This window comes from Microbacterium sp. 1.5R, from assembly GCF_001889265.1.
GTDB lineage: Bacteria > Actinomycetota > Actinomycetes > Actinomycetales > Microbacteriaceae > Microbacterium.
Genome location: NZ_CP018151.1, coordinates 730,998 through 750,068 on the forward strand (window position 1 = coordinate 730,998; position 19,071 = coordinate 750,068).

General features: G+C 68.6%; 17 protein-coding genes. 10 read left to right on the plus strand and 7 right to left on the minus strand.

Going from position 1 to position 19,071, the window contains the following annotated elements:
* Window positions 1-3: 3 nt before the first annotated feature.
* From BMW26_RS03395 to BMW26_RS03405, 3 genes are all read right to left on the minus strand, one after another.
* Window positions 4-261: a hypothetical protein gene (locus tag BMW26_RS03395; RefSeq protein WP_072592217.1), complete on the minus strand. Its 258-nt coding sequence runs from the start codon at window positions 259-261 to the stop codon at window positions 4-6.
* Window positions 262-408: 147 nt separating this feature from the next.
* The gene (locus BMW26_RS03400; RefSeq protein ID WP_072590779.1) at window positions 409-813 is read right to left on the minus strand and encodes a VOC family protein; all 405 of its coding nucleotides are present in this window, start codon (window positions 811-813) and stop codon (window positions 409-411) included.
* Between the two features lie 33 nt (window positions 814-846).
* Entirely contained in the window at window positions 847-1,614 is a 768-nt protein-coding gene (locus tag BMW26_RS03405; protein ID WP_072590780.1) for a siderophore-interacting protein, read from the minus strand.
* A 102-nt stretch (window positions 1,615-1,716) separates the two neighbouring features.
* On the opposite strand from BMW26_RS03405, the gene BMW26_RS03410 reads away from it, so the two are divergent.
* From BMW26_RS03410 to BMW26_RS03425, 4 genes are read left to right on the plus strand one after another with little or no spacing between them, the layout of a single operon-like run.
* Window positions 1,717-2,709 carry a siderophore ABC transporter substrate-binding protein gene (locus tag BMW26_RS03410; protein WP_072590781.1) on the plus strand — a complete coding sequence of 331 codons (993 nt, stop codon included), beginning with the start codon at window positions 1,717-1,719 and terminating at the stop codon, window positions 2,707-2,709.
* Between the two features lie 52 nt (window positions 2,710-2,761).
* Entirely contained in the window at window positions 2,762-3,760 is a 999-nt protein-coding gene (locus tag BMW26_RS03415) for an iron chelate uptake ABC transporter family permease subunit (RefSeq protein ID WP_072592218.1), read from the plus strand.
* Complete coding sequence (locus BMW26_RS03420; protein ID WP_072590782.1) at window positions 3,753-4,778, plus strand: iron chelate uptake ABC transporter family permease subunit; 1,026 nt, start codon at window positions 3,753-3,755, stop codon at window positions 4,776-4,778. The genes BMW26_RS03415 and BMW26_RS03420 overlap by 8 nt, the downstream gene beginning before the upstream one ends.
* Window positions 4,775-5,530 carry an iron ABC transporter ATP-binding protein gene (locus BMW26_RS03425; protein ID WP_072590783.1) on the plus strand — a complete coding sequence of 252 codons (756 nt, stop codon included), beginning with the start codon at window positions 4,775-4,777 and terminating at the stop codon, window positions 5,528-5,530. Before BMW26_RS03420 ends, BMW26_RS03425 begins: the two co-directional genes overlap by 4 nt.
* Before the next feature lie 3 nt (window positions 5,531-5,533).
* Here BMW26_RS03425 and BMW26_RS03430 read toward each other — a convergent pair whose 3' ends face one another.
* From BMW26_RS03430 to BMW26_RS03440, 3 genes are read right to left on the minus strand one after another with little or no spacing between them, the layout of a single operon-like run.
* Window positions 5,534-5,731, minus strand: coding sequence for a hypothetical protein (locus BMW26_RS03430; protein WP_053098832.1), 198 nt, complete (start codon window positions 5,729-5,731; stop codon window positions 5,534-5,536).
* A gap of 38 nt (window positions 5,732-5,769) precedes the next feature.
* Window positions 5,770-6,729, minus strand: coding sequence for a DNA-3-methyladenine glycosylase family protein (locus tag BMW26_RS03435; RefSeq protein ID WP_072590784.1), 960 nt, complete (start codon window positions 6,727-6,729; stop codon window positions 5,770-5,772).
* Window positions 6,730-6,763: 34 nt separating this feature from the next.
* Complete coding sequence (locus BMW26_RS03440; protein WP_072590785.1) at window positions 6,764-7,462, minus strand: winged helix-turn-helix domain-containing protein; 699 nt, start codon at window positions 7,460-7,462, stop codon at window positions 6,764-6,766.
* Window positions 7,463-7,790: 328 nt separating this feature from the next.
* Between BMW26_RS03440 and BMW26_RS03445 the strand changes: the two genes are divergently transcribed.
* From BMW26_RS03445 to BMW26_RS03460, 4 genes are all read left to right on the plus strand, one after another.
* Window positions 7,791-8,099 carry a GNAT family N-acetyltransferase gene (locus BMW26_RS03445; RefSeq protein WP_053099389.1) on the plus strand — a complete coding sequence of 103 codons (309 nt, stop codon included), beginning with the start codon at window positions 7,791-7,793 and terminating at the stop codon, window positions 8,097-8,099.
* Between the two features lie 153 nt (window positions 8,100-8,252).
* Window positions 8,253-9,698: an MFS transporter gene (locus tag BMW26_RS03450; RefSeq protein ID WP_053098835.1), complete on the plus strand. Its 1,446-nt coding sequence runs from the start codon at window positions 8,253-8,255 to the stop codon at window positions 9,696-9,698.
* Between the two features lie 109 nt (window positions 9,699-9,807).
* Window positions 9,808-10,962 carry an exonuclease SbcCD subunit D gene (locus BMW26_RS03455; protein ID WP_053098836.1) on the plus strand — a complete coding sequence of 385 codons (1,155 nt, stop codon included), beginning with the start codon at window positions 9,808-9,810 and terminating at the stop codon, window positions 10,960-10,962.
* A 51-nt stretch (window positions 10,963-11,013) separates the two neighbouring features.
* Window positions 11,014-14,010: an AAA family ATPase gene (locus tag BMW26_RS03460; RefSeq protein ID WP_072590786.1), complete on the plus strand. Its 2,997-nt coding sequence runs from the start codon at window positions 11,014-11,016 to the stop codon at window positions 14,008-14,010.
* A 26-nt stretch (window positions 14,011-14,036) separates the two neighbouring features.
* On the opposite strand, the gene BMW26_RS03465 is transcribed toward BMW26_RS03460, so the two are convergent.
* The gene (locus BMW26_RS03465) at window positions 14,037-14,594 is read right to left on the minus strand and encodes a phosphorylase family protein (RefSeq protein WP_072590787.1); all 558 of its coding nucleotides are present in this window, start codon (window positions 14,592-14,594) and stop codon (window positions 14,037-14,039) included.
* A gap of 112 nt (window positions 14,595-14,706) precedes the next feature.
* Between BMW26_RS03465 and nadE the strand changes: the two genes are divergently transcribed.
* Both nadE and BMW26_RS03475 read left to right on the plus strand, forming a co-directional pair.
* Window positions 14,707-15,525: an ammonia-dependent NAD(+) synthetase gene (gene nadE / locus BMW26_RS03470; RefSeq protein ID WP_053098839.1), complete on the plus strand. Its 819-nt coding sequence runs from the start codon at window positions 14,707-14,709 to the stop codon at window positions 15,523-15,525.
* A 68-nt stretch (window positions 15,526-15,593) separates the two neighbouring features.
* Window positions 15,594-19,064, plus strand: a complete 3,471-nt coding sequence (locus tag BMW26_RS03475; protein ID WP_083569276.1) for a TM0106 family RecB-like putative nuclease — start codon at window positions 15,594-15,596, stop codon at window positions 19,062-19,064.
* The last annotated feature ends 7 nt before the right edge of the window (window positions 19,065-19,071 follow it).

Genomic DNA, 19,071 nt, shown 5'->3' on the forward strand with positions numbered 1-19,071 from the left:
TCGTCAGTCGCGGTCGAGGCCGAATGAGCGCTTGACGACGGCCTGCATGTCGCGGTCGAGTCCGTCTATCCGCGTGTTCACGGCATCGAAGCGGGCGTTCATCTCGCCCCGGAGTCCGCCGATCTGTGCGTTCATCTCCCCGCGCAGCCCGCCGATCTCGGTGCGCACCACGCGGATGAACAACGTCGAGACGACCGTGAGCATGCCGAACATGAGCGCGGTGAAGCACCCGATCATGGTCCAGATCTGAGCGTCGTTCATGAGGTGCACCGTGTCATCCTCGCATCGTTCCAGACGAGGAATCGGAACAGGCGTCGCTGTATACCGCCATCCCGAACAGTGGGAGGAACTCGTGTTCCGGCCTCGGTGTGCAGGAGGGCCGGGCTCACCCGGCGCAGAGCGCGCGCGTCACTGGGACTCGCGCGGCGGGTTGTGCATGAACTCGATCCGGATGCCGTCGGCATCCTCCACGAACGATGCGTAGTAGCGCTCCGTGTATCGCGGATATTCCTTGGGCTCGCGCACGGCCGACCATCCCGCATCGCGCGCGACGGCGTGAAGGCGGTCGACCTCGTCTCGCGTCGACACCGAGAAAGCGATGTGCTGCCATCCCACGCGGCCGTGACGATGGGGCCCGGATTCCTCATCCCAGGCGTACAGGATGATCTCGGTCTCGTCGCCGTTGTGCCACGAGATCGAGTGGTCGTCCTCGCCGCCGCTCTGATAGCCGAGGGCCGTCAGCACGGGATGGAACTGCGCGCGACCGCGCTCCAGCTCGTTGACGGTGATGCCCAGGTGATCCAGAAGAGCCATGCGTCCAGTCTTCCAGTCGGCGCCCGGATCGCACTAGTGCGGAGCGTGGTACTCGGCTTCGCCCCGCTTCCAATAGCCCTTGACCACCGCGTTCGCGGAGTCGACGCCCCACCGGCTGAGCAGCGCGCGCCCGGGCTTCACGACCGACTGCTCGGCGGCGATGAACACGAACGGGTCGTCGCCGACCGAATCGTCGGCGGTCAGGCGGTTGAGGAATGCGATGAGGGCGGAGCCTTCGGCGGCGTCGCCACGGTGCAGCCATTCCACGTCGACCGGGGTGTCGATCTCGATCTCCCGGCCGACGGAGGCCGTCTCGATCACGATGCGGGCGGGCACCCCGGCGGGTATCGACGAGGCGAAGCGTCGGATCGCCGGGATGGCGGTCTCGTCTCCGACGAGAAGCCAGGATCCGGGGCTGCCGCTGAGCACGGCCGAACCGCGGGGGCCACCGACTCCGATCGATGCACCCAGCGGAGCGGTCGCGGCCCACGGGGCGCCGACCCCTGCGTCGCCGTGCACCGCGAACTCGACGTCGAGCCAGTCGTCGCCCCAGGCGAGAGGTGTGTACTCGCGACTCGGCGCCTCCCGCATCTGCTCGAGGGACTCCACGGGACCGGACGGGAAGAAGAGGCGCATGTGGTCGTCGGAGCCGGGAGAGTCGAAGCCCTCGAGGTCACTGCCACTGAGCCGGACACGCACGTAGCCAGGGGCCAGCCATTCCCGGGCGGTCAGCGTGACGGTGCGGAAGCGCAGATCGAGGCCGCGGCGCTCGATGGAGAAGCGGGATTTCGTATCGCTCATAAAGTAAGGCTAACCTATCTTGGAGGTGGAGTTAGGGCATCCTAAGTCCGCCGTTCCCGCGCCGTTTCCGCGCACTCATCACCGCAGAACAGGAGTCTCTCCATGTCCATGCCCAGAATCCTCACCGCTACGAGCGTCGGTCTCGTCGGCCTCCTCACCCTCGCCGGCTGCGCCTCCGGCTCCGACGCCGAGCCGGAGGGGACCGCAGCCGCAGCGGACTCGGTCACCGTCGAGGACAACAGCGGATCGCACGAGATCGCCACGCCCCCTGCATCCGTCGTCGCACTGGACAACCGCACGTTCCAGACCCTCTCCGACTGGGGAGTCGAGCTCTCGGCCGGCGCTGTCGCGCTCATGCCGGACACCGTGTCGTACCTCGACGACGAGTCGATCGTCGACATCGGCCTGCACAGCGAGCCCGACCTCGAGGCGATCGTCGCCGTCGAACCCGACCTCATCATCAGCGGCCAGCGATTCACCCAGCACAACGAGGCGATCGCGGAGCTCGTGCCGGACGCCACGATCATCGACCTCGAGCCGCGCGAGGGCGAGCCCTTCGACGAGGAGCTCAAGCGTCAGACCACCGTCCTCGGCGAGATCTTCGGCAAGCAGGACGAGGCGCAGGCGCTCGTCGACGATTTCGACGCGGCCGTCGAGCGGGCCAAGGCCGCATACGACGACGCCGACACCGTCATGGCGGTGAACACCTCCGGCGGCGAGATCGGGTACCTCGCGCCGACCGTCGGGCGCTCGCTCGGACCGATCTACGACATCCTCGGTCTGATGCCGGCGCTCGAGGTCGATGACGCCTCCGACGACCACCAGGGCGACGACATCTCCGTCGAGGCGATCGCCTCCTCCAACCCCGACTGGCTTCTCGTGCTCGACCGCGATGCGGTCTTCGCCGCCGAGACCCCCGACTACGTGCAGGCGTCCGAGATCCTCGAGAGCTCGGAGGCGCTCGCCGGCGTCACTGCCGTCGCTGACGAGCAGATCGTCTACATGCCCACGGACACCTACCTGAACGAGGGCATCCAGACGTACACCACGTTCCTCGAGGACCTCGCCGACGCGCTCGAGGCCGCGCAGAAGTAGGGCCGACCGGCGGCATCCGCTCCGCGCGGATGCCGCCGTCCGGCGTCGCATGATGACCCGCACCCACACCCGCACCGCATCCATCGAGTCGCCCCGTTCCGTCGGGCGGCTCTTCGACGTGAAGCTGCTCGTCGGCATCCTCGTCGTCGTCGCACTCCTCGTCGTGTCGCTCTTCACGGGCGTATACGACATCGCGGGGGCCGCGGACGGCGCGGAGATGTTCCAGATCACCCGCGTGCCGCGCACGATCGCTCTCGTCCTCGCGGGAGCCGCCATGGCGATGGCCGGGCTCGTGATGCAGCTCCTCACCCAGAACCGCTTCGTCGAACCCACGACCACCGGCACGACCGAGTGGGCAGGGCTCGGTCTGCTGACCGTCATGGTGCTGGTGCCGAACCCGTCGATCCCGTTGAGGATGACGGGCGCCATCATCGCCGCCTTCATCGGCACGATGGTCTTCTTCGCATTCCTGCGCCGCGTCTCTCTCCGGTCGTCGCTCATCGTCCCGATCGTCGGGATCATGCTCGGCGCCGTCGTCGGATCGGTGTCGACGTACTTCGCGCTCGTCACCGACTCGCTCCAGGCGATCGGCGTCTGGTTCGCCGGCAGCTTCACCTCGGTGCTCCGCGGGCAGTACGAGATGCTCTGGATCGTGGCGGTCGTCGGGGTCGTCGTCTTCATCGTGGCGGACCGCCTCACGATCGCCGGACTGGGGGAGGAGATCGCCACCAACGTCGGCGTGGACTACAACCGCGTGATCCTGCTCGGGACCGTGCTGATCGCCGTCATCACCGGAGTCGTCACGGTCGTCGTCGGCAACCTCCCGTTCCTCGGACTGATCGTGCCCAACATCGTCTCGATGGTCCGAGGAGACGACCTGCGCAGCAACCTGCCGTGGGTGTGTCTGCTGGGCATCGCGATCGTCACGGTCTGCGACATCATCGGCCGCACGATCATCATGCCGTTCGAGGTCCCGGTCTCGCTGATCCTCGGGATCGTCGGCGCGATCGTCTTCATCATCCTCCTGCTGAGGCAGCGTCGTCGTGGCTAGCGCACTCGCGGTCGATGCCCGCACCTCCGGATCCTTCACGTCCGCGCATGCGCGCCGTCGCTACGCCCTGGTGCTGGGCGTCCTCGTCGTCCTCTCCGCGGCCTTCGCCTTCGCCCTGCTCGCCTGGGACAACCCCATGCCGATCGGATCGCCTGGGTTCTGGCGCATCGCGAAGCTCCGCGTGACGAATGTGACCGTGATGGCAGTGGTCGCGGTGGCGCAGGCGATCGCGACCGTGAGCTTTCAGACGGTCACGAACAACCGCATCATCACGCCGTCGATCATGGGGTTCGAATCGCTCTATCGGGTGGTGCAGACGACTACGGTCTACCTGTTCGGCGTCGCGGGGCTCGTCGCGATCCAGGGTGTCTGGCAGTTCGGCCTGCAGGTCGTCATCATGGTGGGGCTCGCGATGGCGCTCTACGGATGGCTGCTGTCGGGGCGCTACGGAAACCTCCAGATCATGCTCCTGATCGGGATCATCATCGGCGGCGGACTCGGGGCGATATCGACCTTCATGCAGCGGCTGCTCACACCGAGCGAGTTCGACGTGCTGGCGGCTCGCCTCTTCGGCAACGTCTCCAACGCGGACGCGTCCTACCTGCCGCTCGCGATCCCGCTGTGCATCGCCGCGTCCGCGCTGCTGTGGCTGCGGGCGCGGCGGCTGAATCTCCTCGCGCTCGGACCCGACGTGTCGCGCTCGCTCGGACTCGACCACAAGCGCGAGCTCTACGCCGTGCTCTTCCTCGTCGCCGTGCTGATGGCGACCTCCACCGCGCTGGTGGGCCCGATGACGTTCCTCGGCTTCCTCGTCGCGACCCTCGCGTACCAGTTCGCCGATACATACGACCACCGGCTCATCTTCCCGGTGGCGGTGCTCACCGCCTTCACGATCCTCGCCGGGGCGTACTTCGTCATGAAGAACGTCTTCTACGCGCAGGGCATGGTGTCGATCCTCATCGAACTCGTCGGAGGAACCGTGTTCCTCGTCGTCATCCTCAGAAAGGGCAGGCTGTGATCACACTCGACGGCGTCCGCCGCGACTACAGCGACCAGGTCGCGATCGGCCCTGTGGACCTCCGGATCCCCTCCGGCGGCATCACGGCACTGATCGGTCCGAACGGCGCGGGAAAGTCGACTCTGCTGACGATGATCGGCCGGCTCGGCGGCATGGACGCCGGAGCGATCGAGATCGCCGGATACGACGTGGCGACCACGAAGTCGAAGGATCTCGCCAAGATCGTCTCGGTGCTGCGGCAGGAGAACCACTTCGTCACCCGTCTCACCGTGCGCCAGCTAGTGGGCTTCGGGCGCTTCCCGCATTCGAAGGGCCGGCCGACGCGCGCCGACGAGGAGCTCATCAGCAGAGCGATCGACTTCCTCGATCTCGGGGACCTCGAAGGTCGATACCTGGACGAGCTCTCCGGCGGCCAGCGACAGCGAGCCTACGTCGCCATGGTCCTGGCGCAGGACACCGAGTTCGTTCTGCTCGACGAGCCACTCAACAACCTCGACATGAAGCACGCCGTGCAGATGATGAAGCACCTGCGCCGGGCGTCGGAGGAGCTGGGGCGCACGATCGTCATCGTGCTGCATGACATCAACTTCGCGGGGCACTACGCCGACCACATCTGCGCCATGAAGGACGGAGCCGTCATCGAGTTCGGGTCGCCCGCCGAGATCATGACCGGCGACGTGCTCACCCGGGTGTTCGATACGCCCGTGCGGGTGGTCGAGGGGCCGTCCGGTCCGTTGGCGGTCTACTACTGACGCTCAGAGCTCGACGCCGTGGTCCTCGTCGTTGACGCCGGTGTTGTGGCCGCGCCGGGACTCGTAGCCGATGAACCAGCCGAGCCAGACGATCGCGGCGAGCAGGATGCCGAGCCAGACGTTCTGGAAGATCAGGCCGATCACGACACCGACGATGAGCAGCCCTGCCGTGACGGAGAAGCGGAGTGCGTTGCGGGACATGGCCTCAGCCTAGGGGCGATCCGCGCCGTGCGGCAGGGTCAGCGACTCCGATGATCCTCGGGGGAGAGCCGCGGCCCACGACGGGGTTCGCTCACCCTGCTCGCGAAGATGAGGCGGATCACTCGCTGCCGGTGGCCGGCCCACGGGGCGAGCAGCTCGAGCATCCCGTCGTCATCCGTGCGGTGGCCCGTGAGGGCATAGCCGACCTGATGAGCCAGGTGGTAGTCCCCGACGCTCACGGCGTCAGGATCGCCGAGGGCTCTGATGCGCGTCTCGGCCGAGGTCCAGATGCCGATGCCCGGCAAGCTCGTCAGCACGCGATCGCGCTCCTCGCCGGTGGGGGCGGCCAGAAGTGCGCGCGAGACGCTCTCAGCGCGCTCGGCGGCTCGCACGACGGTCTTCGACTGCGGCGGCTGCACCGCGACCCGGTGCCAGTCCCACGACGGGATGCGGCGCCACTGCGCGGCGGTGGGGGCGGTGTACATCGGCCTCGGGGTGGGACCGGGTGCGCGCTCGCCGAACTTCGTGACGAGCTGTCTCCATGCGCGGAACGCCTCGAGGCCGGTCACCTTCTGCTCGATGATCGCGCACGCGAGAGCGTCGAACACGACGCCCGTGCGAGCCAGGCGGATGCCGACCGACCGGCGTGCGACGTCGGCGATCAGCGGATGATGGGAGGGATCGAAGCCGGTGGGGTCGTCGTTCGCGCCGCACAGCTCCGGGACGCTGTCGAGCGCGTGCTCCGCTCCGTCGCCCCACGCCGTGGCGATGATCTCGGCGCCGCGGGCGCGCAGCGCGAGTGCGGCAGGACCGAGCGGCGTTCGCAGCGTGCGCCAGATCACCGGGCCGTCGAACACCATGGTCGGGTCGCCGGGCCCCCGTCGCAGCATGCCCACCGTCGCGCGAAGATCGACGGGTGCGGCCGGCCGATACACGGTCTCGCGCGGCGTGCCGCGGGAGGCCGCATCGGCGGCTCCGGCATCCGCGGTCAGGGTCATGCGCCCACCATACGTGGCGGGGCTGACACTCGGATCAGAAGCGGTCGGGCGAGGGCGTTCCGTGGCCGTAGCGGATGACGACGTCGGCGTGCCGGTCGAAGCGGTAGCCGATGCCGCGCACGGTGCGGACGATGTCCTCGTAGCGGCCGAGCTTCGCGCGCAGACGCCGCACGTGCACGTCGATCGTGCGCTCGCCGGGAGTCTCGTCGTCCTGCGCCTGCCAGAGCGCGGAGACCAGCTCGCTGCGCTCGATCGTCCGTCCTTCACGGAGCACGAGGTACTGCAGCAGCTCGAACTCCTTGTAGGTGAACGCCGCGGACTCGCCGTCGATCAGCACGCGCTTGCGCGAGATGTCGACCACGACGCCGCCTTCTTCGTCGGTCGCCTCCTCTTCGGCAGCGGCCTTGGTGCGTGCGATCGCACCCGGCTCGTGCAGTGCGAGACGGACGACGTCGAGGTCGCGGCCGCCGGAGCCGTGCGGGGCCAGGGCGACGGTGGCGTGCGTCTCGGCACCCGGTGCGAGCTCGGCGAGGGTGCGGCGCAGGGCGTCGACCAGGAGCGGGAGGCTGACGCCGGCTTCGGCCGCCTTGATCTCGTCGAGACCGACGTAGAGGGCGAATCCTCGCGGCGAGCGGACGGCGGGAAGATCTGCATCGAGCGGTGCGGCGGGCTCCGACGACACGGCGCGGACGGCGGTGGCGGCGGGACGCTCGAGAAGTGCGATGTTCGACATGATGATGTAGTCCTCAGGACGTGAGCCGGAAGAAGGCTCTGATGCGTTGCATGAATGACCGGGCGAGCCGGGAAGCGAGCACGGGGTGGGTGCTCGGAGACCAGTCCTCGCAGATCGCGAGAAGTCAGGTCAGACGGAGTGGCTGTTCGTTCAGCGACACATTCGGCAACACATGCCAACGCGACCGGGCATCATCATCCCGGCAGTCCTGTTCGCCTCCTGGGCGGACAAAGGGCTTGCGTTGGTAGTCATGGGGGGATTATGTCGGAAGAAGTCCGCGCGTGTCAAAACGGCCGCCGGCCGGGGAGCGAGGCGTAACGTGGAGAAGGTGACCACTTCGACCCTCGCTGCCGGCTTCATCCTCACTGATGAGAAGGACGCCTCGCGGTACACGCTGACGCGCGACGGGCAGCTCGTCAGCGTGCTCGACTATCGCGACGACGGGAACACGATCGCCCTGACGCGAGCCTTCACCATCCCGACTTTCCGCGGCCACGGCTACGCGGGCGTCGTCGTGGAGGGAGCGGTCGCCGAGATCGAGGAGCGCGGAGATCGCAAGGTCGACGCCGTGTGCTGGTATGTCGCCGACTGGTTCCAGGCGCATCCCGAGCACGCGTCTCTGCTGCGCTCGCGCTGACGCATCGACGTGTGACGCTGTGTTACGCGGCGTCATTCCTCCGGTAATATGGATGCTCTGCTCAGCCCCGTCGGCTGAGGTGGTCAGGCGCTGACGCGCGCTGGTCCGAGGCTCGAAACCTCCGGCATCGTCCCCGACACCGGAGGTTCTTCCATGTCATCGTCCCTGCGCGCCCGCCCCCAGACACGGTGGTGGGCGCTCGTCGTCATCTCCCTCACGCAGCTGATCGTCGTCCTCGACGGCACCATCGTCAGCATCGCCCTGCCGCAGGCGCAGGCATCGCTCGGTCTGAGCGACGGCCAGCGTCAGTGGGTGGTCACGGCCTACGCCCTCGCCTTCGGCGCGCTGCTTCTGCTCGGAGGACGCATCGCCGACTACCTCGGTCGCAAGCGCACCTTCATGATCGGGATGGTGGGCTTCGGCGCGGCGTCCCTGTTCGGCGGCCTCGCGCAGTCCGGCTGGGAGCTGATCCTCGCGCGCGGCCTCCAGGGGGTCTTCGCCGCGCTCCTCGCTCCCGCCGCCCTCGCTCTCCTCACCGTGACCTTCCCCTCCGGGAAGGAGCGCAACACGGCGTTCGCCGTCTTCGGGACGGTCGCAGGAACAGGAGCGGCCGTCGGTCTGCTCCTGGGCGGATTCCTCACGGAGTTCACCGATTGGCGCTGGTGCCTGCTCGTCAACCTGTTCTTCGTCGCGATCGGACTGATCGGCGGAGCGCTCTTCCTGACGGAGAGCAAGGCGGACGGCGACAACCGCTACGACGTCTGGGGCGCGATCACCGTGACCCTCGGTCTCGGCTCCCTCGTCTACGGGTTCAGCCTCGCCGAGAACGGCTGGGGCGACCCGCTGACCATCACCTTCCTCGTGCTCGGAGTCGTGCTGCTCGCCGCGTTCGTCTGGGTCGAGAGCCGCGTGGCCCAGCCGCTCCTTCCGCTGCGGGTCGTCGCGGACCGGGTCAGGGGTGGTGCGTTCCTGATCCAGGGCGTGGCCGGAGCGATCATGATCGGCGCGACGCTCTACCTGACCTTCCACCTGCAGTTCGTGCTCGGGATGGGCGCGCTTCAGGCGGGCGCGGCGACCCTGCCGCTGCCGATCGCCACGATGATCATCGCCCCGATCGCGACCAAGCTGCTCGGAGTGATCGGACCGCGGCCGATGATGATCGTCGGACCACTCATCGCCGCGGCGGGTCTGTTCCTGTTGTCGGGCATCACCCCGGACGGCGCCTACCTGGTGCAGATCGCCCCGGCGCTCGTGCTGCTCGGCGTCGGCATGGGCTTCGTCTTCATCCCGCTGCAGAACCTCGCTCTCACCGGAGTGGCTCCGCACGACGCGGGCATCGCGTCGGCAGTCGCCAACTCGGCCATGCAGATCGGCGGATCGATCGGCCTGTCGGTGTTCACAGCCGTGTACGCCGCGTCGGTCGGAGGGCACGCCCAGGCGGATCTCGACCCCGGGCAGCTGACCGACGCTTACGGCTGGGTCTTCATCGTCGCGTCGATCCTCATGCTCGTCGCCGCGGTGATCGCCGCGGTGATGGTGCGGGGCACGAAGGACGAGCTGATGCCGGCGCAGCCGGGACTGGCCGTCGCTGCGCACTGACGTCGTCGTGGCGTCCTCTCTCGGCCGGATCGCGGAGATCTCGATGCGGGGAACGGGCGCCACGGCACGCCTCGGACCGAATGTCGGTGGGGGTTCGTAGCGTGTGAGTATGCGAATCCTGCACACCTCCGACTGGCACATCGGCCGCACCTTCCATGGCAACTCGACCATGGACGCGCTGGCCGAGGTGCTCGGGGCGCTCACGGCGCAGGTTCGCGACCACGCGGTCGACGTCGTCATCGTCGCCGGCGACGTGTTCGACTCGGCGACCCCCGCCGGCCCCGCGTACACGCTTCTCGGTGACGCTCTCGTGGCGCTGCACGAGACGGGGGCCCGTGTGATCGTCACGAGCGGCAACCACGACTCCGCCGCGCGGCTGGGGTTCCAGGCGCGACTGCTGCGTGACGGCATCCATGTGCTGACCGACCCCCTCGCGATCGGCACTCCGGTGACACTGACAGACGCCGACGGCCCCGTGCACTTCTTCGGCATCCCCTACCTCGAGCCCGCCATCGTCCGACAGCACTGGAACGGGGCCGAACTGCGCACGCAGGCGCAGACGCTGGCGCACGCCATGGACCTCGTACGGGTCGGTATGAATGAACACCCCGGCCGGTCCGTCGCGATCGCCCACTGCTTCTCCGCCGGGGTCGACGCCACGGTGGGCCTCGAGCGCGAGGTCCGGCAGGGCGGTCTCGACGTCGTGCCGCTGACCGTGTTCGACGGTCCCGACTACGTCGCCCTCGGTCACATCCACGGGCGCCAGCAGATCAGCGAGCGCGTGCGCTACTCGGGCGCCCCCCTGCATTACAGCTTCGGCGAGCAGAACAAGCCGCGCGGGTCCTGGCTGGTCGAGCTCGACGCGACCGGACTGGCATCGGTCGAGTGGCTCGAGCTCCCCGTGCCTCGCCGTCTCGTCACGCTCACGGGCACCCTCGAGGAGATCCTGTCGACCGAGAACGTCGCCGCTCACGCGGAGGACTGGGTCTGCGCGGTCTACACCGACGCGCTCGCCCAGACAGAGCCGATGCGCCGACTCCGTGAGCGGTATCCGCACTGCGCGATGGTGCAGCATCAGCCGTCCCAGACCTCGGAGACGATCGAGCGGTCGTACGTCGAGAGATTGCAGGGTGCCGTGACCGATCCTGAACGGATCGAGGCCTTCCTCGAGCACGTCCGCTCAGGGCACGGGGCGACCGAGCGCGAGGCCGAGCTGATCCGCGAGGTGCTCGATGACCGCGTTCGTGCAGAAGCCCTCGTCTAGTCCGGTGGCCGCTCGACGCGAAGACTCTCCGACAGCGAAGGAGGCGCTCTGATGCAGCTGCACCTCCTCGAGGTCGAGGGCTTCGGGCCGTTCCGCGATCGTCAGGTCGTCGACTTCGACGCCTTCGCAGACGACGGCATCTTCCTGATCGCCGGTCGCACGGGAGCAGGCAAATCCAGCATCCTCGATGCGGTCTGCTTCGCTCTCTACGGTGGGGTGCCACGGTACGAGGGCGGCGAGAAGCGACTGCGCAGCGACCACTGCGAGCCCGACGACGTCACCGAGGTCGTCGTCGAGTTCAGCACTCCGGCCGGCCGATACCGGGTCACACGTTCGCCCGAGTACGAGCGGCCCAAGAAGCGTGGCGGCGGGATGACGGTGCAGTCGGCAGCCGTGCAGCTCGACACGCTGGTCGGCGGCGAGTGGATCGGACTCGCTGCGAAGGAGCGCGAGGCCGCCTACGAACTCGACGAGATCCTGCAGCTCAGCCGTGAGCAGTTCCTGCAGGTGATCCTGCTCGCGCAGAACCGCTTCTCGGAGTTCCTGCTCGCCGGCAGCCGTGAGCGGCAGGCACTGCTGCGGCGGCTGTTCGGCACCGAGCGGTTCGAGGACGTGCAGACACGTTTCGACGAGCGACGCAAGGCGGCGGAGCGGTCGCTCGGAGCCCGTCTCGCCACCGTGTCAGCCCGCCTCGACGAAGGCGAGCGACTGGTCGACAACGCCGACCTCGGGCATGACAGCGACGCGCAGGGAGGCGACACCGCTTCGAGTGAGGCGGAGTCCCTCGTGATGACGACGGACGAGCGTCTCGACCGTCTGCGTCGCGCTCAGGCTCGAGCGGACTACCGCGCCGAGCGTCGCGCGGCGGAGCGTGTCGACGCCGAGAAGGAGTCGGATGCCGCGGATGCGGCGCTCGCGACGCTGCGAGACGAGCAGAGGGCGCAGATCGAGCGCGATCGTGCCAGGGCAGCGCTCGATCGTCTCGAGGCCGAGGAGCCTCGGATCGCGGACGCGCGGACGGAACTGCACGAGGCTCGGACTGCGGAGCTTCTTCGGGGCCCGATCACGGCCGCGGCGACGGCGTCTTCTGCGCTCGATGCTTCGGTCGAAGCCGAGAAGCGCGCACGCGCCGTGTGGGCGGCTCACGACATCGTCACGGACGATCTCGCGGAATGGGCGGCTGAACGCACCAGGCAGACGGGCACGTGGCAGCGGGCGGCGGAACTGGAGGGTTCCGCGTCCGCTCTCGACGCCGAACTCACCGCAGCCGCGGATGCCGTGGCGGCGGCGACCGCGCGCATCGAGGCGGCGGAGGCCGATCGCGTCGCTCTTCCGGGACAGCTCGAACAGCTCACTCTCGACCGTGACGCGGCGAGGCAGCGTGCCGATCGCGTCGCGGATCTGGCTGCAGCGCGAGATGCTGCCGCCGTGCGGCATGCCGCCGCGCTCGAGGCGGAACGCCTCCGTGTCGCGCACGCCGGAGCGGAGCGCGAGCTCGCTGAGGCCAGCGTCGCGCTCGCCGCGGCCCAGACGGCGCTGGCTCAGCTCAGACAGCGCCGCCTCGACGGCATCGCGGGAGAGCTGGCGGCTTCCCTGCAGGACGACGACGCATGTCCGGTGTGCGGATCCCCCGAGCATCCCGCTCCCGCCGTGCACACGGATCCGGTGTCCGCCGACGACGTCGACGAAGCCGAGACCGAGCGCGACATCATCGCCCGGCGTGAGCGGGACGCCGCCGAGCACGTGTCCTCGCTGCGTGCGGATCTCGCCGCCGCAGTCACCCGGGCCGGCGGCCGAGCAGTCGATGAGGCGGCCACAGAGTTGCACGACGCGACCGCCGCACACGCGGAGAGCGTCGAGGCCTCGCACGAGCGGACGAGGCTCGAACAGCGGCGCGACGCCCTGATCGAACGCATCCGGCGGCTCGAGATCGATCGCGAACGTGACACCGCCGCGCTGGCCGCAGCCCGCGAGGAGCACTCGCTCGTGGCTCAGCGCATGGCCGAGGCGCGTCAGGCGATCGCCGACGCGAAAGGACCGTTCGACTCCGTGGCAGCGCGGCTCGCTGCGACGCTCGATGAAGTTCAGGCTGCTCTCGCGCTGGTCGAGGCGTCGGCCGAACGTGAGCGCAGAGCAGAGGCGGCGACCGCGGCGATGCTCGAGCGGGACGCCGCACTCGCCGCGTCCGAGTTTCCCGACGTGGCCGCTGTCGAGCGGGCGCTGCGCTCCGCCGCTTCCCAGGCGGCGCTCGAGAGCCGGATCACGCAGCATGCCGTGCTCAGAGAGAAGGAGCGCGCGATCCTCCTCGACCTCGAACTGCGCACGCTGCCCGAGGAGCCGATCGATCTCGATCCCGCCGAGCTGAGGTCCCTCGCCGCTCGGCAGCGCTGGTCGGCAGCGGTCGACGAAGCCGGGCGAGCTGCCGCCGTGGCGGAGCAGCTCGCGGCACTCATCGAGGCCGCCGCCGCCGAGCACGCGCGCACCGCGGAGGACGCCGCCGAGTACGAAGTCCTGCAGAACCTGGCCGACACCATCGCCGGGCGCGGCGCGAACACGCGCAAGATGACCCTCGAGACGTTCGTGCTGGCCGCAGAGCTCGAGGAGATCGTCGAGGCGGCCAATCGACGCCTCGGTGACATGTCGACCGGGCGCTACCAACTGCGTCACTCCGACGCGCTCGCCGCGCGCGGCGCGGCATCCGGGCTCGGGATCGTCGTGTTCGACGCATTCACCGGCCAGACGAGGCCAGCGCAGTCCCTGTCAGGCGGCGAGACGTTCCTGAGTTCGCTCGCCCTCGCTCTCGGACTCGCCGAGGTGGTCACGGCGCGAGCCGGCGGCATCCGTCTCGACACCCTCTTCATCGACGAGGGGTTCGGATCCCTCGACGGCGACACGCTCGACGTCGCTATGCGCACCCTCGACGAGCTCCGACAGGGCGGTCGCACCGTCGGGGTGATCAGCCACGTCGAAGCGATGCAGGAGCAGATCCCCGCGCAGCTCTCCGTACGCGCGACGCCGAACGGGCCGAGCGTCATCGAGACGCGCTGAGACCCCGCACCGACGCGGTGCCCGTCTCAGACGCCGTACTCCCGACGGATCACCTCGCGCAGCTGCACGCTGCAGCGGGCGATCGCCTCGCGGAAGTCGACGAGCGCACCGTCCTCGGCTCGATCGGAGATCGCACGGAAAGCACGGATCGGCACCCCGAACTTCCCGGCGACCCAGATGTACGCATAGGTCTCCATGTCGACCAGTCCCGCACCGGACGGCCGGATGACGGCCGTGATCCCCGCATCGCCGACGAAGCTGTCTCCGGTCGCGATCAGCACACCCTCGCGGCCCGTCGACACGCGCGCCGGCAGAGACACGTGCTGCCCTGCGACACCGTCGAGGTCGAACACGTCATGCTGCAGCGCGCTGCCGATCTCGTGGACCGTCGCCTCGAGTTCAGGGTCGATCCCACCGGCGGTGCCGACGACCACGACCTCGGAGTACTCCTTGGCGTCGAGCGCACGGGTCAGGGCGTAGACGGCCTGCATCTTGCCCTCGCCGGTCACGAGCTGGTCGAATCCCTCGAGCTCCTCCGGGAACGCTGCGAGTTCGGAGGCCATGGCTGCGACGAGAAGTTTCACTCCGCCATCCTCTCAGGTGCATCGGCCGCCGCGGAGTCACGCGCGTGCGATCCACGTCATCTCGATGTAACACTGGAGGAGGATACTGACGTCGGGTAGACCGGAGGAACACATGACCCTGCAGCAGCAGATCTCTGAAGCGCTCGGCGTGAGGGCCGAGATCGACCCCGAGATCGAGGTGGAGCGCCGCGTGCAGTTCCTCGTCGACTACCTGCGCACCACCGGCGCGAAAGGTTTCGTGCTCGGCATCTCGGGCGGTCAGGACTCGACACTCGCCGGTCGTCTGGCGCAGCTCGCCGTCGAGCGGGTGCGAGCAGAGGGCGGGGAGGCGAAGTTCCTCGCCGTCCGGCTGCCGTACCGCATCCAGAAGGACGCGGCGGATGCCCAGGCAGCACTCGAGTTCATCGAGCCGGATGCGTCGGTCGAGGTGAACATCCAGAACGGCGTCGACGGCGTCGAGGAGGACATCGAGTTCGCCGTCACGAGCGACATCAGCGACTTCAATCGCGGCAACATCAAGGCGCGAGTGCGCATGGTGACGCAGTACGCGCTGGCCGGCCACGACGGTCTGCTCGTGATCGGCACCGACCACGCGGCTGAGGCCGTGACGGGCTTCTACACGAAGTTCGGCGACGGGGCCGCCGACATCCTCCCGCTCTCCGGGCTCACCAAGAGGCAGGGGCGTTCGCTTCTCCTGCTCCTCGACGCTCCCGACCAGCTCGCCTACAAGGTGCCCACCGCCGATCTGCTCGACGGTCAGCCCGGTCGCGCCGATGAGGACGAGCTCGGACTCACCTACGAGCAGATCGACGACTTCCTCGAAGGGCGCCAGGTCGACCCGGAGGTCGCCGGGCGCATCGAGTCGCGCTATCTCGCCACCCAGCACAAGCGCAACCTGCCGGTCACGCCCGACGACTCCTGGTGGCGCTGAGCGGCCCATCGTGATCCCGTGTCGGATGCCGCGGCTAGTGTCGAAGTGTCCGACAGAACGGGAGCATCGTGCGGATCGACATTCAGGCGCAGCGCGTCATCTGGAGCGCGAGCGACCTCAAGGCGGCCGCCGAATGCGAGTTCGCGTGGTGCCGTGCGATCGACGCCAAGCTGGGGCGGGTCCCCGCGATCGACGAGCCCGAAGACGCGACGCTGGCGCGGGCGGCGCTGCTCGGAGACGTGCATGAGCGGAACGTCTTGGCGCGCTATCTCGATGATCTCGGCGCCGATCGGGTGCATCTCGTCGAGAAGGTGTCGTCCGTCGACGCAGTTGCCCTGGCGGCGGCGGTCGAAGAGACGGTCCAGGCACTCGGCTCCGACGCTGTCGTCGTCTTCCAGGCGGCTTTCGCTACACCCGAGTTCGTGGGATTCGCAGATTTCCTGAAGCGCGACGACGACGGTCGCTGGCGGGTGCAGGACTCGAAGCTCGCCCGAAAAGCGCGGGTCACGGCCCTCATGCAGCTCGCGGCATATGTCGATCAGCTCGATCGGCTCGGCATCCCACGATCCGACGAGGTCGACCTCATCCTCGGCGACGGCTCAGTGAGCACCCACTCCGTCGACGACCTCCTCCCGTTGTTCCAGGTGCGACGGGCGCGTCTGCGCGCGCTCATCGCAGATCGTCGCATCGACGACGGTTCCGCCGGGGCCGCGCTGGCGTGGGGCGACGACCGCGGCGATCTCGAGGTCGTGGCGTGCGGGCGCTGCGCCACCTGCGAGGAACAGGTGATCGCGCACCGAGATCTCCTCATGGTCGCCCGCATGCGGCCCGTGCAGCGTGCGCGACTGAGAGCCGCCGGCATCGAGACCATCGATGCCTTGGCAGAGGCGCCCACGCCCCCTGACGGCATGAACACCGACGCGTTCGAGACTCTGAGGGCACAGGCCCGACTGCAGATCCAGGCGGATGCCGACGGTGCGCCGACCTATGACGTGCACTACGCGGCCGCGATCCATACGCTCCCGGTGCCGAGCCACGGAGACATCTTCTTCGACTTCGAGGGTGACCCTCTCTACACCGAGCCGGCGCCGGACGGTCAGGCTCACTGGGGGATCGACTACCTCTTCGGATGGGTCGACAACTCCGATCAGTACACCGCGCTCTGGGCACACGATTTCGCGGCGGAACGCGAGGCGTTCGAGAGGTTCCTCGACTTCGTGAAGCTGCGGCGCGCGGCTCATCCGGGCATGCACATCTATCACTACGCCCCGTATGAGACCTCGCACCTCGTGGCCATGGCGGCGCGGCACGGCGTCCGTGAGGGCGAGATCGATCGACTGCTGCGTGAAGGAGTGTTCGTCGACCTGTATCCGCTCGTGCTGCGGACCGTGCGGGTCGGCACGAGGTCGTACTCCATCAAGAAGCTCGAGCCTCTCTACATGGGCGCGGATGTGCGCACGAGCGACGTCCAGAAGGGCGATGACTCGATCGTGCAGTACGTCGCGGCTCGAGAGCTCGCGGCGGCGGGGGAGCAGGAAGAAGCGGATGCCGTGTTCGCCGACCTCGCCGACTACAACCGCTACGACTGCGTCTCCACCCGGCGCCTCCGCAACTGGCTGATCGACATCGCGAGGGCTGAGGGCGTGAATCCGGCGCCGCCGGATGAAGCGGACGAGGTGATCTACGAGCCGTCACCGCGCTCTGTGTCACTGCTCGCCGATGCGGAGCGCGCGGTCGACGCAGGCGACGACGGTCAGGTGCATCGCATCGCGGCCGCGGCGATCGACTACTTCCCGCGCGAGGCGAAGAGCTTCTGGGTCTCGCACTTCCAGCGACTGCGCGAACCCGTCACGATGTGGGACGGCACGCGTGACGTCGTGCGCATCGACCGCGCCTCATCGCGCGTGCAGAGGGACTGGAGCATCGGCGAGGGCCGACGGGTGATGTCGCGCGACATCGAGATCCGCGGCGAGGTGTCGCCGGGCACCACTCTGGGCGCCGGGGCGCAGCCGTTCGCCCTGTATCCGGTTCCGGCTCCCTTCGACACCGAGGCACCGTCACGAGCGGTGCATGTCCCTCACACCGTCACGATCACCGAGGTGCTCGACGACGGCTACCTGATCACCGAGACGGCGATCCAGGGGCAGACCTGGGACGAGCTCCCCCTCGCTCTCACTCCGGCTGCGCCGCCACGCGTCGTCTCGCTGCAGGGCGCGATCGATGAGTGGGCGGACTCCGTCCACGCGGCCGCACCTGGGTTCCCGCGTGACGCGGCCACCGACGTGCTTCGTCGCATCCCTCCGCGCACGCTGTCCGGTCGTCCGTTGCCCGAGCAGGGCGACGACGTGATCGACGCCATCGTCCGAGGCGTGCTCGATCTCGATCGCAGCTACCTCGCCGTGCAGGGCCCCCCGGGGACCGGCAAGACCTACACGGGCTCGCAGGTGATCGCCCGGCTGGTGAAGGAGCACGGATTCCGGATCGGCGTCGTGGCGCAGTCCCACGCGATCATCGAGAACCTCCTCGAACGAGTCGTCGCCGACGGCGTGCCGGCGAGTCAGGTCGGCAAGGCTCCGAAAGACCCCTCCGTCGAGCCGGGCTACACCGTCATACCCAAGAACGGCATGGCGTCATTCCTCGCCGAGCACGCCGAGCACGGTGCGGTCGTCGGCGGCACAGCGTGGGACTTCAGCAACACCGCCCGCGTCGAGCGCGGAGGGCTCGATCTCCTCGTGGTCGACGAAGCAGGGCAGTTCTCGCTCGCGTCGACGATCGCCGTCGCGGCCGGAGCGAAGAACCTGCTGCTCCTCGGAGACCCGCAGCAGCTTCCTCAGGTCAGTCAGGGCGCGCACCCCGAGCCGGTCGACACCTCGGCGCTCGGCTGGGTCATGGACGGCGACGCGGTCATCAAGCCCGATCACGGCTACTTCCTCGCGAGATCGTGGCGCATGCATCCGTTCGTCGCGGCCCCGGTGTCCAGGCTCGCGTACGCGGGCCAGCTCGCCTCGGCACCCGGAACCGAGAGGCGGTCGATCGACGGCGTCGACGCGGGGCTCCACGTCGTCCCGCTGCGGCATCGAGGCAACGCCACAGAGTCGCCGGAAGAGGCGGCCGAAGTGGTGGCGCTGGTACGCGGTCTCGTCGGACGCACGTTCACCGACAATGACGCAGAGTCCACGGCGCGCCCCCTGGCGCAGAACGACATCATCGTCGTCGCGCCGTACAACGCCCAGCGTCAGACCGTGCACGATGCGCTCGCCGCGGCGGGCTTCCACGACGTCCCGGTCGGCACGGTCGACAACTTCCAGGGCAAGGAGGCGGTGGTCTCGATCACCTCGCTCGCGGCGTCCAGCGGACGCGATGCTCCGCGAGGCCCCGAGTTCCTCCTGCTGCAGAATCGGTTGAATGTGGCGATCTCGAGGGCGCAGGTCGCGGCGTACCTCATCCACTCACCGGCCCTGCTCGACGATCTTCCGCGCACTCCCGAGGGGGTCGCTCGGATGAGCGCCTTCGCGCGTCTGGTCGGAGCGGCGAGCTGAGGTCGCC

Coding starts and splice junctions, on each gene's coding strand:
- BMW26_RS03395 (WP_072592217.1), bottom strand. CDS start 261: ATGAACGACGCTCAGATCTGGACCATGATCGGGTGCTTCACCGCGCTC.
- BMW26_RS03400 (WP_072590779.1), bottom strand. CDS start 813: ATGGCTCTTCTGGATCACCTGGGCATCACCGTCAACGAGCTGGAGCGC.
- BMW26_RS03405 (WP_072590780.1), bottom strand. CDS start 1,614: ATGAGCGATACGAAATCCCGCTTCTCCATCGAGCGCCGCGGCCTCGAT.
- BMW26_RS03410 (WP_072590781.1), top strand. CDS start 1,717: ATGTCCATGCCCAGAATCCTCACCGCTACGAGCGTCGGTCTCGTCGGC.
- BMW26_RS03415 (WP_072592218.1), top strand. CDS start 2,762: ATGACCCGCACCCACACCCGCACCGCATCCATCGAGTCGCCCCGTTCC.
- BMW26_RS03430 (WP_053098832.1), bottom strand. CDS start 5,731: ATGTCCCGCAACGCACTCCGCTTCTCCGTCACGGCAGGGCTGCTCATC.
- BMW26_RS03435 (WP_072590784.1), bottom strand. CDS start 6,729: ATGACCCTGACCGCGGATGCCGGAGCCGCCGATGCGGCCTCCCGCGGC.
- BMW26_RS03440 (WP_072590785.1), bottom strand. CDS start 7,462: ATGTCGAACATCGCACTTCTCGAGCGTCCCGCCGCCACCGCCGTCCGC.
- BMW26_RS03450 (WP_053098835.1), top strand. CDS start 8,253: ATGTCATCGTCCCTGCGCGCCCGCCCCCAGACACGGTGGTGGGCGCTC.
- BMW26_RS03455 (WP_053098836.1), top strand. CDS start 9,808: ATGCGAATCCTGCACACCTCCGACTGGCACATCGGCCGCACCTTCCAT.
- BMW26_RS03460 (WP_072590786.1), top strand. CDS start 11,014: ATGCAGCTGCACCTCCTCGAGGTCGAGGGCTTCGGGCCGTTCCGCGAT.
- nadE (WP_053098839.1), top strand. CDS start 14,707: ATGACCCTGCAGCAGCAGATCTCTGAAGCGCTCGGCGTGAGGGCCGAG.